The 14,962-nt window shown below is 68.9% G+C and carries 17 protein-coding genes; 10 read left to right on the top strand and 7 right to left on the bottom strand.

Features of this window, described 5'->3' with window-relative positions; all coding sequences use genetic code 11:
- Positions 1-75 precede the first annotated feature (75 nt).
- Entirely contained in the window at positions 76-906 is an 831-nt protein-coding gene (locus tag FYX01_RS13035) for an NAD(P)H-binding protein (protein WP_223830432.1), read from the top strand.
- A gap of 104 nt (positions 907-1,010) precedes the next feature.
- Here FYX01_RS13035 and FYX01_RS13030 read toward each other — a convergent pair whose 3' ends face one another.
- Entirely contained in the window at positions 1,011-1,397 is a 387-nt protein-coding gene (locus FYX01_RS13030; protein WP_150240984.1) for a VOC family protein, read from the bottom strand.
- Entirely contained in the window at positions 1,394-1,687 is a 294-nt protein-coding gene (locus tag FYX01_RS13025; protein WP_190394305.1) for an ArsR/SmtB family transcription factor, read from the bottom strand. The genes FYX01_RS13030 and FYX01_RS13025 overlap by 4 nt, the downstream gene beginning before the upstream one ends.
- A 248-nt stretch (positions 1,688-1,935) precedes the next feature.
- Between FYX01_RS13025 and FYX01_RS13020 the strand changes: the two genes are divergently transcribed.
- A complete protein-coding gene (locus FYX01_RS13020) occupies positions 1,936-2,604 on the top strand; it encodes a YdcF family protein (RefSeq protein WP_150240980.1) in 669 nt (222 codons plus the stop codon).
- A gap of 88 nt (positions 2,605-2,692) precedes the next feature.
- Here FYX01_RS13020 and FYX01_RS13015 read toward each other — a convergent pair whose 3' ends face one another.
- Together FYX01_RS13015 and FYX01_RS13010 are read right to left on the bottom strand one after the other, a co-directional pair.
- Positions 2,693-3,052, bottom strand: coding sequence for an MmcQ/YjbR family DNA-binding protein (locus tag FYX01_RS13015; RefSeq protein WP_150240978.1), 360 nt, complete (start codon positions 3,050-3,052; stop codon positions 2,693-2,695).
- 593 nt (positions 3,053-3,645) lie between these two features.
- On the bottom strand, positions 3,646-4,209 hold the full coding sequence (locus tag FYX01_RS13010) for a maltokinase N-terminal cap-like domain-containing protein (protein ID WP_150240976.1): 564 nt from the start codon (positions 4,207-4,209) through the stop codon (positions 3,646-3,648).
- 191 nt (positions 4,210-4,400) lie between these two features.
- Between FYX01_RS13010 and FYX01_RS13005 the strand changes: the two genes are divergently transcribed.
- Both FYX01_RS13005 and FYX01_RS13000 read left to right on the top strand, forming a co-directional pair.
- The gene (locus FYX01_RS13005) at positions 4,401-5,144 is read left to right on the top strand and encodes an MBL fold metallo-hydrolase (protein ID WP_150240974.1); all 744 of its coding nucleotides are present in this window, start codon (positions 4,401-4,403) and stop codon (positions 5,142-5,144) included.
- Between the two features lie 156 nt (positions 5,145-5,300).
- Positions 5,301-6,242 carry a VOC family protein gene (locus tag FYX01_RS13000; protein WP_150240972.1) on the top strand — a complete coding sequence of 314 codons (942 nt, stop codon included), beginning with the start codon at positions 5,301-5,303 and terminating at the stop codon, positions 6,240-6,242.
- Between the two features lie 686 nt (positions 6,243-6,928).
- Here the strand turns inward: FYX01_RS13000 and FYX01_RS12990 are convergent.
- Positions 6,929-7,345: a hypothetical protein gene (locus FYX01_RS12990; RefSeq protein ID WP_150240970.1), complete on the bottom strand. Its 417-nt coding sequence runs from the start codon at positions 7,343-7,345 to the stop codon at positions 6,929-6,931.
- A 691-nt stretch (positions 7,346-8,036) separates the two neighbouring features.
- Here FYX01_RS12990 and FYX01_RS12985 point away from each other — a divergent pair.
- The 5 genes from FYX01_RS12985 to FYX01_RS12970 all read left to right on the top strand — a co-directional run bounded on the left by FYX01_RS12985 (position 8,037) and on the right by FYX01_RS12970 (position 11,255).
- Positions 8,037-8,357: a hypothetical protein gene (locus FYX01_RS12985; RefSeq protein WP_150240968.1), complete on the top strand. Its 321-nt coding sequence runs from the start codon at positions 8,037-8,039 to the stop codon at positions 8,355-8,357.
- An 11-nt stretch (positions 8,358-8,368) separates the two neighbouring features.
- Positions 8,369-9,970 carry an alpha/beta hydrolase gene (locus FYX01_RS12980; protein WP_150240966.1) on the top strand — a complete coding sequence of 534 codons (1,602 nt, stop codon included), beginning with the start codon at positions 8,369-8,371 and terminating at the stop codon, positions 9,968-9,970.
- 89 nt (positions 9,971-10,059) lie between these two features.
- Positions 10,060-10,686 carry a DUF6518 family protein gene (locus FYX01_RS12975; protein ID WP_150240964.1) on the top strand — a complete coding sequence of 209 codons (627 nt, stop codon included), beginning with the start codon at positions 10,060-10,062 and terminating at the stop codon, positions 10,684-10,686.
- 188 nt (positions 10,687-10,874) lie between these two features.
- A complete protein-coding gene (locus FYX01_RS26155) occupies positions 10,875-11,012 on the top strand; it encodes a hypothetical protein (protein ID WP_190394304.1) in 138 nt (45 codons plus the stop codon).
- Between the two features lie 3 nt (positions 11,013-11,015).
- Positions 11,016-11,255 (top strand): AQJ64_40280 family protein, encoded by a 240-nt coding sequence (locus tag FYX01_RS12970; protein WP_150240962.1) that lies wholly within the window; start codon positions 11,016-11,018, stop codon positions 11,253-11,255.
- A 146-nt stretch (positions 11,256-11,401) separates the two neighbouring features.
- On the opposite strand, the gene FYX01_RS12965 is transcribed toward FYX01_RS12970, so the two are convergent.
- Positions 11,402-11,950, bottom strand: a complete 549-nt coding sequence (locus FYX01_RS12965) for a class IV adenylate cyclase (protein WP_150240960.1) — start codon at positions 11,948-11,950, stop codon at positions 11,402-11,404.
- A 302-nt stretch (positions 11,951-12,252) separates the two neighbouring features.
- On the bottom strand, positions 12,253-12,789 hold the full coding sequence (locus tag FYX01_RS12960) for a hypothetical protein (RefSeq protein WP_150240958.1): 537 nt from the start codon (positions 12,787-12,789) through the stop codon (positions 12,253-12,255).
- 539 nt (positions 12,790-13,328) lie between these two features.
- Here FYX01_RS12960 and FYX01_RS12955 point away from each other — a divergent pair.
- Positions 13,329-14,102, top strand: coding sequence for a serine/threonine kinase (locus FYX01_RS12955; protein ID WP_150240956.1), 774 nt, complete (start codon positions 13,329-13,331; stop codon positions 14,100-14,102).
- Positions 14,103-14,962: the final 860 nt, after the last annotated feature.

Here is a 14,962-nt window from a genome sequence, read left to right as displayed (position 1 = left end):
ACTGCCTCCTTGTGGCCGGTACACGAGCGGATCAGGATCAGACGTAGTTACCAAAGAGAACCACGAAGGAAGACTATGACTGACATGATCCTGGTGACCGGAGCGAGCGGGAACCTCGGCTCGGCCACGCTCGCGGAGCTGCGGGCCCGCGGCGCGGCCGCGACGGGCGGCAGCCGCACCCCGAAGGACGGGATGCGCCGGCTCGACTTCGACGACCGCTCCGCCATCGACCTCGCCGGCGTCTCGACCCTGGTGCTGGTCTCCACCGGCTACGCCGAGGACGACCAGGTCATCGGGCGGCAAGCGGCCGTCCTGGACGCCGCCGTCCGGGACGGCGTCCGGCATGTGGTCTACACGAGCCTGATCGGCGCCGGCGACCATCTCGGTTTCGCACTGGCGCACCGCGCGACCGAACGGTTCGTGCGCGCCTGCGGGCTGCCGTGGACGATCCTGCGCAACGGCCTCTACGCCGAGCTCTTCGGCGGTCTGCTGATGTGGACCGACGACGGGATGGAGTCCGCGTTCGGCGACGGCGCCCTGGCCGCGGTCACCCGTGCGGACCTCGCCGAGGCCGCGGCGGTCATCGCGGCGGATCCGGCGCAACACGGCGGACGCACCTACGACCTGACCGGCACGCCGATCACGGCGGCGCACGTGGCCGACCGGCTCGGAGCCTCGCACCGCACCATCGGCCTGGGTGAGTACCGGCGCAGGCTCCTCGACGAGACGCCGGGAATGCTGCCGTTCCAGCCGCCCATGCTCGTCTCGATCGCGACGGGCATCCGGCACGGCTTCCTGGACGGCACCGGACCCGACCTGGCCGACATCCTCGGGCGCCCGGCCTCCGACCCGCTGGCCACGGCTGTGGCGGCCTCGGCCGCCACGAGACCGCAGGCGGTCGGATAGCGGCGGACACGTCGTCGGTCGGCGGGGGCCGGGCGAGGGCGGCCTTCCCCGGAACGCACGGTGGAGCGGAGCCGGTCCGCTCCACCCGCGTCCCCGGCATCGTCCTACGCCGACTGCGCGATCTGGATCAGGTTGCCGCAGGTGTCGTCCAGTACCGCGGTGGTGACCGGGCCCGTCTCCAGCGGCTCCTGGGTGAAGCGCACCCCGCGCTCGCGCAGCTGGTCGAACTCCGCGCGCACGTCGTCCACGGCGAAGGAGGTGGCCGGGATCCCGTCGTTGACCAGCGCCTCCTTGTACGGCTTCACCGCGGGATGGCCGGAGGGCTCCAGCAGCAGTTCGGTCCCCTCGGGCTCCTCCGGCGAGACCACGGTCAGCCACCGGTCCTCGCCCAGGGGGATCTCGGTCTTCTTCACGAAGCCCAGCACGTCCGTGTAGAAGCGCAGGGCCTTGTCCTGGTCGTCGACGAAGACGCTGGTCAGATGAATCCTCATGGTGTGCTCTCCTGGTCGTCGGGCCTGATCCACCGCTCGGCGATGTGCTTCAGCGGTGCCGTGTTCAGGGTGTGGAACTTGTAGCGCCCCTCCCGCCGGGTCTCGACCAGCCCGGCGGCCTCCAGCACGGCGAGGTGCTGGGAGACCGCCTGGCGCGACATGCCGAGCTGGTGCTTCATGCTCAGCCGCGAGCAGATCTCGAACAGGGTCTGCTCCGGCCGCTCGGCGAGTCCGTCGAGGATCTTCCGGCGGGTGGGGTCGGCCAGGGCTTTGAATATCTCGTCGGCCACACCCACATTATAGGCAAGTACAGACTTGCATATCAATCCGCGGCCTGCGATCTTCGGACCAGGACCTGGTTCTCCGAAGCGGTCGGACCGAACTCGCGAGGCGGCGACCTCTCCGTCCCGGTGGGTTCGACCCTGATCGTGGGCGATCATCGAAGGCGGTGAACGGTGGCCGGGCGACGGCTCCGCCGTGGGTACCGACAGCACCAGGACCACGGGGACGCCCGGCCCGGCGTCCAGGGAGGGAACACATGGCGGACGACCGGCACACCATCACCCGGGAGCAGTGGCGGCAGGCCGAACTGCTCTGGGACTTCCACCGGATGCGCCACCGGCTACGGCCGTGTGACGTGGCGATCGGCCTCGGCAGCCACGACCTCGGCGTCGCGGACCGCTCCGCCGAGCTGTACCACGCCGGTCTCTTTCCGACCCTGGTGTTCACCGGCGGCAACAGTCCCCCGACCGCGCCGGTGTTCCCGCGTGGAGAGGCGGTGCACTTTCGCGAGCGCGCCCTGGAACTCGGTGTCCCCGACTCCGCGATCCTGCTGGAGTCGGAGGCCTCGAACACCGGCCAGAACGTCACCCTCTCCCGCCAGGTCCTGGCCGACGCCGGCATTACCCCCGCCACCGTGCTGCTGGTCTCCAAGCCCTACATGGAGCGGCGCTCCTTCGCCACCGCCCGGAAGCTGTGGCCCGAGGTCGAGGTGACGTGCGCCTCGCAACCGCTGGGACTCGACGACTACGCCACAGGCATCGGCGACGCAGAACTCGTCGTCGACATGCTCGTCGGCGACCTCCAGCGGGTGATGGAGTACCCCGCGCGCGGATTCGCCATCGAGCAGGACGTGCCCCGGCGGGTCGTCGCCGCCTACGAGTCGCTCGTCGCCTCCGGATTCGACGGCCACCTGATCCGGGACTGATCTCCCTGCCGGGCGAGGTCCACGGCACGCGGGAGTCCGGGGCCCGGGACCGCACGTGACCGGGTGGAGGGGCTGTTCGAAATCCGGCTCAGGCCCGGACCAGGGACACCGGGGTCGGCGGGGCGGCCAGCAGGTCCTCGGGGGCCGTCAGGCGCCAGGCCTCCAGGGTGAGCTCGCTGAGCTCGTCCAGGCCGATCCCGTTGAGGTGCACGACCACCCAGCCGAACCCGCCCGCGGTGAACTGCACCTCGAACACCTCGGGCCGCTCGGCCACAAGCGCGGCCTGTTCCCACAAGGGCTGCTTCAGCCCCACGGTGGCGGTGTCCGGCCACAGGTACCCGAAGGGCCTGCCACGCACACGGAACGTCGTGTACCGCTCCGACTCCTTGTGCTCACACTCCGGCAGCGCTCTCACCAGCCGCAGGAACCGCTCGATCTCAACACCCATGGAAGGAGGTAACCACACACCGCCGACACTCGTGTAGCGGTGGGAGGGACCTGGAGAGGACCGGGGTCCCCATAGGCGAGGACCGGTGGAGCGGACCGGCTCCGGACTCCGCTCCACCGCGCTCACGCCGCCTGGTGGAAGCCCGGGTAACGGTTGAGCCGACCCGTGAGACGCGCCACGGCGCTGCGCGGCAGCAGCCGCGGGATCCTGGTGGTGGCTCCCATGACCGCGCGGCTGGGGTAGGAGTTCGTGCGACCGCGTTCGAGGTCGTCGACGCCCCGTCGGGCGACGAAACCCGGCGCCCCGGTCGCGCATCCGTCCCCCGAGGACGTGGCTCAGCGGCTGTTCTGCAATGCCCCGACCTGACGTTCGTCGTCGACCAGCTGGTGGCCCGCGGGTTGGCCGAGCGAGCAGTCGACGAGCCCTGACCGCCGCGTCCCGCACCCCGCACGGGGACCGACGGCCGACACCGGCGGGCCGTGTGATGGGGAGGCGTTCACCGGGTGGCCGCGTCACCGCGGTCACCCCCGGTTCCACACCGCGACCGGTGGCTCCCCCGCGGCCCGTGTACCTGCCCTACCAGGTCGATGCGGTCAGCTCAGCGCCGCGACCACCGCCTGCTCATCGCCCCACCGGGCGAGAAGCCGCGACCTTCCCCCGGGCTCACCGTCCAGGACGTGCGGGATCAGCACCCGCCCGTCCCGAGCCGGCCCGGTGCCGTCGCCGCCGGGTCCGGACTCCCTGGTGATCAGGACCTGCTGCGGCCTGCGCTCCAGGAGGCGTCCGTCCTCCCAGACCTCCAGCTCCGCCTGCTCCTGCTCACCGGTCAGGGCCCGCCGGAAGCACGCGAGGGCCGCCTCGTCCTCGGTGCCGTCGTAGGCCCAGCGTGTTCCCAGGACGGAGTGCTCCATGGTGCCGACGAGGTGGTCCCCGTGGCCGGGCAGGGGCGCGGCCCGGTAGGTCAGCGGCACGTGGAGCAGACGGTCCCCGCGTCGGAGCAGGAACACCTCCACCCCGACCTCCCCGTCCGGGTCGTCGAACCTGTACGCGCCGAGGATCTCGTCACTCCCCCGCCCCGCCCACGGCCGGCCGTCCAGCCAGGAACTGATGAGGGTCGGTTTGTCCGGTGTGAGGGTGGCCCTGTAGATGATCGCCATGGACACCAGTATCCGGCACGTCCCACCGGCTCGGGCGGACCGCCGGGCGGGCACCACGGGCCGTCCGGTGCACGGCCGGGTCAAGTCCGCCCATGGGTTCGGCGTGGCGGGTCCGTCATGCTTGACCGGCCTCCGCGGATTTTCCACGATGGGCGGCATCCCTCGTTTCCACAACGGCTCGGGAAGGCCTCGTGATCACTCCGGAAGTCGCCGACGGCGTCCACTTCGTCTCCCACGCCCATGTCAACTGCTACCTCGTCGAGGACGAGGACGGAGTGACCCTCGTGGACGCGGGCCTGCCGAGCATGTGGCCCATGGTCCTGCGGGCCCTGGAGGGCCGGGGGCGGCGCCCGGACGAGGTCAGGGCGCTGGTACTGACCCACGGCCACTTCGACCACGTGGGTTTCGCCGTGCGCGCGCAGCGGGAGTGGAACGTGCCCGTGCTGGTCCACCCGCAGGACGCCCACCTGGCGGCCCACCCCTACCGGTACACGCCCCAGCGCAACCGCTTCCTCTACCCGTTCACCCATCCCCGGTCCCTGCCGCTGCTGGGACGGATGGCCGCGGCCGGGGCCCTGAACGTCAAGGGGGTGGGCGACGCCGAGCCGCTGACGACCAGGACCGCCCTGCCGGTGCCCGGCCGCCCCGTCGCCGTGCACACCCCCGGGCACACCGACGGGCACTGCATCCTTCACCTGCCCGACCGCGACACCGTCATCAGCGGTGACGCCCTGGTCACCCTCGATCCCTACACCGGCCGGGCGGAACCGCAGATCGTGGCCTCCGCGGCCACCAAGGACACCCACCAGGCCCTGGCCTCCCTGAACGCGGTGGCCGAGACCGGCGCCACCACGGTGCTGCCCGGCCACGGGGAGCCCTGGACCCGGGGCGCCGAGGCCGCGGTACGCCGCGCACTCGACATCGGAGAGCACTGAGGCACGGTTTCCCGTCCGGCGGGCCACGGGCGGTCCGCGTCGGCCCGCCCCTTTTAGCTGAATAGGAAGAAACTTCCTGAGCATACTGTTGGTGCGGACAGAGGCTGCTCACCCTCCGAGGCGCCGGAAGCCTCGGACCGACCCTGGGAGACCACCATGTCCGATACCGCGAAGCCGGCACCGCACGCCCCGTCCGTGGACGAGCGCCACCTGAACGACGACACGGGCATGGACGCCGTGACCCTGCACGTGGGCGACCTGGAGTCGATGACCTCCTACTACGCGAACGCGCTCGTCATGGAACCCATCGATGAGCGGTCGCACGGCCGCCGGACGCACCGTGTGCTCGGCCGAGGCGGGACCCCGATGGTCCGGCTGGTCTCCACCCCGGGACTGCCCGCCGTCGACCCGCGCCAGGCTGGGCTGTTCCACACCGCGTTCCTGTTCGAGGACCCGGCCTCGCTCGCCGCGACCGTCTACCGCGCGGCGCGGGAGCCGCGCAGCCGGTTCGTGGGCTCCTCCGACCACCTGGTCAGCGAGGCCTTCTACTTCACCGACCCCGAGGGCAACGGCATCGAGCTCTACACCGACCGGGACCGGTCGGCCTGGAGATACGACCACGGGCGGCTGCGGATGAGCACGCTGTACCTCGACCCCGACGCCTACCTGCGCACACACCTCGACGAGGCCGTCATCGCCCAGGGGCCGAGCCGGGCGGGCGAGGTCGGACACGTCCACCTGCAGGTCGGCGACATCGAGACCGCCAGGGCCTTCTACGTCGGCGCGCTCGGGTTCGAGACCACGGTCGACACCTACCCGGGTGCGCTGTTCGCCGCGGCGGGCGGCTACCACCACCACGTCGCGATGAACACCTGGCAGAGCGCGGGCGCGGGTCCGCGCGCCGCGAGCCTGGGGCTCGGCGACGTGGCGGTCACCGTGCCGGAGCGGCGGGACCTCGACGCACTCGCCGCGCGCCTGAGGGCGCACAGGCTGAACCACGCCGACACCGGCAGGTCGGTGGTGCTCCGCGATCCGTGGGGTACCCAGGTGACGGTCGCCCTTCCCGGCACCAGCACCGAGGAGCTCATGGAGCGGTGAACCGCGCCTCGGACCGCTCGGCCACGAGCGCGGCCCGTTCCGGCCGGGTCCGCTTCAGCCCGGACGGGGCGGGACGCCCTCCGGGTACAGGACCTCGCGCAGCTCAGTCCTGTCACGCACGCCCAGCTCGCGGTACGCGGCGGTGAGCTGGTTGTCGACCGTGTTCGGGGAGCTGCCGAGCCGGTGGGCGGATCTCCTTCGAGGTCAGGCGGCGTGCCGCCAGGAAGGCGACCTCGGACTCCCCGAGGTGAGAGGCGCGTAACGGTCGAGCGCGGCCGACCACGTCGTGCTCCACCTGGACGGGCCTCGGCAGGGTCACCGGCCCTGGCCCGGCCCAGGCGAGCGGCTCGGGGCTCTCGCTCACCAGGACGGACAGCATACGGGCGAGGTGAGGCTTCGGCCAGTGCGTGGTGCCGTCCCTGCGTCCACTCCCCGGTCATCAGTTGGTAGAGCTGGTGCTGACGGTAGGCGTCCCGGTTTCCAGGAGCCTTGCGGGGAGCGGGGACAGGAGCCGGCCGGGGTTTCGGGACCCTCACGCTCTGACCGCGGTCCTTCAGCCGAGCCCTCGCTTTACGACGGAGCCGACGGAAGTCGTCCATCGTCACCCTGATCCGCTGACCCACCTGGGTGGGGAGCCGCCGCTCCTCCTTCAGGGCACGTTCACAGATCTCCAGCGTCCGCTCCGACTACTTGGCCAGGAACCCCTTCGCCCGCATGCGCATCCGGCTCAGCTCGGGAACGTCGATGGGCCTGGGAGCGGGGACGAACCTCCCCGTGCGCAACCCCGACCTGTCCGCGGACGATCCCACCTTGTCCAACGGCCGTCGGCCTCGGGTGAGGCGGTCCGCCTTCCACCCCGGGTCGACCGGCAGGGGCTTTCGGGGCCGGGGAGCGCGCGGAGCCTCCATGCCCCTGTGCTTGGTGCAGCGGGGTTCCATCGAGGTTCCACCGAAGTCGTGGTCGATGTCGCCGCGCCCCCGGATCACGGACTCGCTCGCGTTGCGGTCCCCGCAACCGGGGTATCCACAGGGCACCCCGGTATGGCCGAGACCGGCCAGGCGGGAAGCAGGACCGCTCTTGGGGGCGGACTCCTTCTTCGTCACCGCGTCCTCCGATACGCAGCGACAGGGACCTCATCCCTTTCGGGACCAAAGCCCTGTTGGGAACAAGCCTCCGAACCGGGTCACCCGGAGACCCGCACCGCCGTCATGATCACCGAGAGCTTGCCACGGCGTCGCCAAACCCAATATACACGTCTTTCTTGTGAATATAGTTAGCAATCAAGTTTCGGTCATCGGAGCAGTACCCCGACGAGCACCAGTGCCCCACGGCACCGAGCGAACCCCTTTTCCACGCTCGACAGCACTCCTTGCAAGCTCCGTGCCGCCCGCGGCACCTGGCCCTGGACCTGGTCGCTCGACCACCACCGCAGGGGTCGGCACTTGCCCTGGCGGGCGATGGTTGTCCACGGGTTCGTACTGGCCGCTGTCCTCCTTCCGGAGGAGGTGCGGGATGGCCGAATGCGGCCATATCCCAAGACACCGGTCCGCGGCACCGGATACCAAAAACACGCAGGCCAGGGCGTCTTATTCGTGAAGGACGAAGGATCATCCCCTTCTCTCGCGTTACACACGGAAGGAACCAGGAAAGCCACTGACCTGGGACGCTCTCCAAGAAAGGGCAGATACTCCGGCCAACCGTGCATTCCGGTTCACTCCCATCGACCTCGGAGATGTCTCTCCTTGGTTAGTATCGGTGCGCAATCACTCCTTCCCCTCCCCCCGGGAGAAGCACATGGCCGAAGCAGGAGCGAACCCGGGCGATGCCGTGAATTCCGCTGGCAACGCGGTGGACATGGCCGACAGCATGGCCACGCTCGCCCGGGACTTCGGAAACGACATCTCTCCGCTCTACTCCGGAGCACCGGAGCTCGGCGGTTCCCTGGTGGACTACGACATCGAAGGCAACGAGCGCATTCTTCTTGCGGTGATGAGCAGCAGGAGCCTCGCCGAGAAGGGCGGACACGCCGGTAGCGAGATCTCCGAGACGGACTACCAGTCCTCCTCGGACTACGGGGGCGCCGTTCCGTCCATTCCCCGACCGGTCAACTTCTGAGGGAAGGACAGATGTCACCCGAATACATGGTGCTCGGGCTCCCCGAAGACGTCGACGCGAACGAGGGCGCCATACGCGACAGCGCCTCCGACCTACTCACCACCAGGAACACGATGCTCGGGCGGTCAGCCGACCTGGAGACCGGCTTCTCGGCGACCGCGAACGAGTTCAGCGACACGATCGCCTGGGACATCAGGGAGGCGAGCGACCAGGAGATCCAGACCTGGGAGGAAGCGGCGGAGATCCTGACCCACGGGTCGGGCACACTCACCCTCTACGCCGACGCCGTCAAGAAGTACCGGGGCGTGCGCGTCGACCTGCATCTCCGCTGGAGCGAGTGCAAGCGTGAGGCCCTGGCCCGGATCGAGGAACTCGGCGCCGACACCCTGACGTTCAGCGGTGTCTCCCAGGAACAGGCCGAGGTGGACTACCTGAACGGGGTCCGCGAGGGACTTCTGGGCGAGCACACCCAGGCCCGCTCGGACCTGGACGACGCGACCGACGAGGCCAAGGACGCGCTGACCAACGGCCCGAGCGCCGCGTCCTGGAAACGCATCGAGGACGCGGGCCTCATGACCGGCAGGGAGATCCACCTCTTCGGCGGCGTACCCGATCCCGCGGTCGACTTCGAACCCCAGGAGGGCTGGACGCCGGAGGAGGTGGCGCAGTGGTGGTCCACCCTCGCTCCGAACCAGTGGGAACACGCGATGTCGGAGTACCCGGACGACCTGCGGAACCTGGACGGTGTGCCCGTCGTCGTCCGGAACGAACTGAACCGCGCGGCGCTCGAGGAGGCAATCGGCCACTTCTCCTCTCCCGGTGTTGGGGGCGATCCATTCACTCTCGAGCAGTTGCGGGAAATCCAGGAGGCCACCAAGGGGGATGACGACAAGTTCCTCATATACTTCGATCCCTTTGCCCCTGGGGGAGGACAGGCAGCTCTCTCCACCGGCAACCCCGACTTGGCGGACCATGTCTCCACCATGGTCCCCGGGATGTTCAACGACATGGGGACTCTCGCGACTCCGATCGAACGCTCCGAAGCGCTTCACGCCCAGATGGCTGAGAACGATCCGAACGGTGAGCACGCCTCGATCACCTGGATGGGATACAACGCGCCCCCCACCCACTGGGACTCGAGGGACGGCGCCACAGCCCTCGCCTCGTTCCAGGAAGGACTGCGTGCCACACACCAAGGCGATGCACCCTCGCACAACACTGTGCTAGGACACAGTTACGGTGCCTACATCGCCGGTGCCGCGGCCAACCCTCACATCGGTGGCGGTCTTGACGTCGACTCGCTCGTTTTCGTCGGCGGGGCGGGAGCGAGTGTCGACCACATCAGCGACCTCACCGTCGACGAGGAGAACGTGCACGTCATCCAGGGAGACGATGACTGGATCGAGAATGCCAGAGACGACTTCGGGCTTCTCATCGAGGGTTTCGGCACCCCGCTACACCACGATGAGTTCTTCGAGGATCCAGACACCCCCGGAGGGGAACTGGGCAACCGACTCGATCCCGAAGCGGATACCGACCACAGCGGGTACTTCACGGACGAGGAGACACTCGGCTACCTGGGCGAGGTCCTGACAGGAGGCACCCCCCAGTGAACACGAACCCCACCCCTTCTTCCCGGAACAGCCCGGCAGGCGGGGAGAACAGGTCTCAGCAAGAGCTTCCCTCCGCCATCCGGGATTTCTTGGATCAGCACCTGGGACTGTTCCTGGCACTGTCCGTGGGAGCGGGCTTCGGCTGCGGAGCGCTTGCCGTGTTCGTCGACGGCCTCAGTTCCGAGGGGCTCCCGTTCCTGGAATGGTCCGTCGGCCTCTATGTCACACCGCCGTTCCTGATCGGCTGGATGGCGGTCCGCTCCCGGACGGCGGCCATCGCCGGTTCGGTCACGTACCTGTCCGCCGTTCTCGGGCACCTGGCCATCACCCACCTGACAGCCGACGACTACAACATGCGGGAGTACTGGGTCTGGGTGCTCGTCGGGTTCATCACGGGGGCGCTCCTGGGGTTCCTCGGCAACAGGTTCAGGTCGCACGTCCCGGGTGTCAGGGCCTTCGCCGCGGGTTTCCCCCTCGGGCTGATAGCGGTCTTCCTGTGGGTGAGCGTCAGGGCGTACGTGCGCTCTGGTGGGGAGGACATCCACTTGGGCGTGCTTCTCCTCGAAGGAGTCCTGGCACTGCTCCTCTTGGCGCTGTGCCGTGGATGGGCTGCTCGGGGTGTGGCCCTGGTGTGGGCGGCCGTACTGAGTATCCCGTTCGCCTTCGGCATGTTGTCCGTGTTCTCGCTCGTGTGGTTCGCGAGCGGAGACTACTGAGGCTTATACATAGGGAAACAGATGATCCAATATGCTGGCGAGTGGTGAGAGCACGCGAATGCCCCTGATCTGATCCGGGTCAACAGTAGGGTGATCCGAATACTCCGGTGGGTGTGTGACCGGACGGCCCACGGCCGCACGGTGGTTGCGAGCACGGGTTCATCCGAAAGCGATGGTGGCTGCTCTGTGTGCTCGCGGTGGTCGTGGGCTTCTCCGCCGGGCTGGCGGCAGGGCTGTTCGTCTTCACGTGGAACGAATGGAACAGCCCGTCGTTCGGCGCCTTCGTCATCCCAGCCGCAGCGTATCCGTTTCTTCGAGGGATGTGATGAGTGCCGGCGCCGAACCGGTCCTGGGAGCACTTCCAGCGCATCCATCCGGACGAGAGCACGGGCGCGGAGATCAGGAACGTCTTCACCGACGCGGACGACTTGCTGCGCAAGCCCTACGGCGGCGGCACAGAGGAACAGGTCACGCATTGGGCGGAGCATCCGTGCCTTCCCGGCACTTCCGTGCGCCAGATCCTCGGCGACGAAGTGCACAGCGCCATAGCCGTCGCCAGGCAGGACTGAACAGGCGAAAACAGGAACCGGACGAGGTCGGGAAGACGGTGTGGGCCGCCCCGAGCCGCTGCCGTCGAACACCATCGCCGACCCCGCCGAGGGCGCCCGCGCCCGGCTCGACGGCGTGGGGCTCATCCTTCACGGGCGGTGAGCCCTCAGACCGCCGCGGCGCTCACCAGGATGTCGTAGGTGTCGGTGGTGCGCTCCAGCTCCACACCGAGCCCACGGGCCCACGCGTCCAATTCGGCCTGGACGGCCAGGCCGTCGCGGTCGTCGCGGTCGTCGTCGACGACCAGTTCCAGTTCGAGGAACGCTCCCACACCCTCGACCAGGTCGACGCACACCCCGATCCGCCCGGCCCTCCCCGTGCGCCGGTGCTTGACGATGCGCACGTTCGGCTCGAATCCCATGGCCAGGACGGCGCCGTGCATCTGCTCCCGGTCCGCGACGGTCGTCTCGTACTCGGCGCACTCCATGGGGTTGGCCAGCGGGGTCTTGGTCGTGAACACGTGCATACCGCCGTCCAGGCTGCGCAGACGGGCGAAGGTGTGGCCGACCTTGCCCGTCTCGGGCCGCCACCCTGCGGGAGCGTAGGCCTGGTCGTCCTGGAAGACCGGGTCGCCCAGCTCCACCCCGGCGGCCTGGAGCTCGACCAGAAGCGCTTCCAGGTCCGCCACCCGGTACTTCGTCTCGATCTCCCGCATCAGGGCCCCTTGTGTCTCGGCGTCACCGTCCTTCGGGAGCGTATCGAGAGCACATCGCCGATGAGGGGGATACGGAGAATCCCAAGCCCCGATACCGGTACCGCTAGGAGAGCCGGAAGTCGCAGGGGATGACCGGGGGTGACGAATGCGCACATCAACTGCGAGCGCTTGTGCTTTGACAGCCCCAGCGCCCCGGCACGGTGAGCGCAATGGCGCCATCAGGTACCGCCGGTGGACTCGCCGCCTGTTCCTGGAACAACGCGTGCCGCACTTCGTCTGACGCGCGGAGACAGGGCCGTACCCTACTCCGGCCGTTCCCGCTCCTCCAGTTGGCCGAGGCGCTGAAGAATGCGGTCGGCGAGCTGGTCGGGGGAAAGACGGAACCGTACCCACTGGTCGCGGGAACCCGTCTTCATCGAGGCGCTGAAACGGAATCTTCGGTGGGAGTCGAGGGGCGGCTCCATGGCTGCGAACTCCTTGCTCGGGATCAGCCAGGCAATCCGCAGGGCTCCCACCTGAGGGTCGATCACCGCGAAGAGCAGATCCAGGTCGGAGCGGGGGCGAAAGGTCTGGGAGCGAACAAATGCGACACAAAGCTCCTTTTCGTGCACCATTTTTCCATCGGACATGCGCGCCTTGACCTGGACCGCCAGTGTGCGAGACGTTCCGCGCCGGTGGAAGACCAGGTCGACTCCCTCATCGTCCACCAGGGAGGTCGAAACGTTGAGCTCTCCGCGAGTGGCCAGGATGCAGGTCGCCGCGATCAGGTACTCGGCCGCCGCACCCATCCGTCCCGCCCTCGGGCTCTTTGCCAGGTAGTCGGCGTCCTCGTCTGCCATAGGACGACCCTAGCGAGCACAGCACCGCCCGCGAGTGCGATCAGAGATTTTGATGCGGCGGAGAACATCTCTATCGCACCTTCTCGACCCGGGTCCATGCGGGTCCGTGAGATGCGATGGCCCCGGCCCCTGGTGCGCGAGTCGGGGCGGGACGCCCACCACCTGCACAGAAAGGGTTCCGCGCGGGGACTTTTCGGTGAGCCTCACACTGACCATCCCCCGTAACCTTCACATTACGATCAGCATGATCTGTACTTTTCCGGCAAATCTGGCAGGCGATTGGCATAGCTTCACACAGGCCAGTCGCACCAGCCCGCACTCCAGACTCCTGGTGCCTGTCCGCCTTGCCCCACGTGGATTCTGGAGTATCCATGACCGTTCCCCAGCCTGCCCTGCCACCGGACCCGAAGCCGGGTCTGCCGCTCGTCGCGAAAATCGGAATCGGATGCGGCGGATGCGTGTCCATTATCGTGCCCGGATTCCTGTTCCTGCTATTCATCGGGCTTCTCGTCGGCCCATCAGAAACGGAGACGGAATCGGTGGCGGCCGAGCCGCTGCCCTCCCCCAGCGAGTCACCGTCCCCCACCGTGCCCGACCTGGTCGGGCTCCATCTGCCGGACGCGGAGGAGGAACTCGACGGGTCCGACTTCACCCTGGGCGAGGTCGGACTCGCCGCCGCCGGGGATGACTCGGCGTGGAACCGTTCGGCGATGCTGGTGTGCGCCCGGGAAGCCGACGGCACCGAGGTCGACCTGAACGTCGCCCCGGCGGGCACCGACTGCCCCGACGACCCCGAGGCGTCGGAGGAGTGGCCGACCCTGCCCGGCTTCGTCGACGGCACGGTCTCCGAGGCCAGGGAGTGGGCCGAAAGCGCGGGGATCTCCGGGGTCAGGGTGGCGTCCGCGTTCGGCGACGTCGACGCCCCGGAGCCCGACGAGGCCGACGGCCACCTGGTGTGCGCGCAAAGACCCGAGGAGGCCGAGAGGAGTGCGCCCTACCGGGACGCCCTCAAGGTGAAGGTGTATGTCGTCGGCACCGACGAGAAGTGCCCCGACGAGATCGGGGACCCGCGCCCCGAGCCCGAGCCTGCCCCGGAGCCGGAACCGGAGCCCGAACCCGCCCCGGAGCCGGAGCCACAGCCCGCCCCCGAACCGGAACCGGAGCCCGAACCGGAGGCTCCGTCCCACGTACAGGGAGTACACCCCGGGGCGTTCTGCTCCGAGCACTGGCGGTACGGGTACACGTCCGCGGGCACCCTCATGCAGTGCACGACCACGGCCGAGGACAGCAGGTTCCGCTGGCGCAAGGCCTGAGTAGCCTCCAGGGGAATCCCCCGCCATGCCGTCATGGTCGGCGCGCTCCCGCCCGGCGGCGGATGGCGCGCGGAGCTCGGTCACGGGCACGTCCCACGTCCCACGTCCCGGGGGGCGATCGGCCACGCCGGCTCCACCCCGGTGCGCGGGGGGGCTCCACCGCCCACCACCACTTCCACTCGCACAGCCAGGCCCACCCGGCCCAGGTCCCGGACTTGTGGCCGGGGCAGCCGCCGGAGCGCTTCCGCCTTCCGCTGGGGGTGGGTGTGCTCATCCTCGCCGCCCTTGTCCTGGTCGGCGCCGACACCATGTCGTCGGCGCTGATGTAGGCGTCAGTAGCACTTCCAGGCCGGACAGCCGGAGAGCGGCGATCCGGGAGGGAAGCCGAGGGGCATGACCGGACCAGAGCTGTCCTGCCCGCGGCTGAGGAAGTGTCCGGTCCAACTGCTCTTCGGGTGCGTACCTCGGGTCACGCCGCAGGGCGACCGCCACGGGCTTGCACACGGGTCCACTCCTCACACGGGGTGTCTCCACCGGAACTCGAAGTAGTGTCCGGCAACGGCGAAAAGCCCTTCCGGCACCGCACCATCCATTCCATTCGACCCATAAAACCCACGGGAACCACAAGACATATCCACCCGAGTTAGACTTAGTGCGAACAATTGACTTTCCGGAATGGCGCGTGTCTTCTGATAGCGGATTGGAATGGCCCAGCCCGGAGGTCCGATGACCGCGCTGCCGCACGATTCCGAACAGAGCACCGCCCCCCCCCCGGAGGGATCCCCGCCGGAGACACGGTGTCACCGACCGGTTAGTCCAGGTTTTCGTCAACGACGTCGTCCGGGTCCTGGGACGCGGCG

It is taken from the genome of Nocardiopsis quinghaiensis (assembly GCF_008638365.1).
Classification (GTDB): Bacteria; Actinomycetota; Actinomycetes; order Streptosporangiales; family Streptosporangiaceae; genus Nocardiopsis; species Nocardiopsis quinghaiensis.
This window is presented reverse-complemented; position numbering and strand designations above follow the sequence as displayed.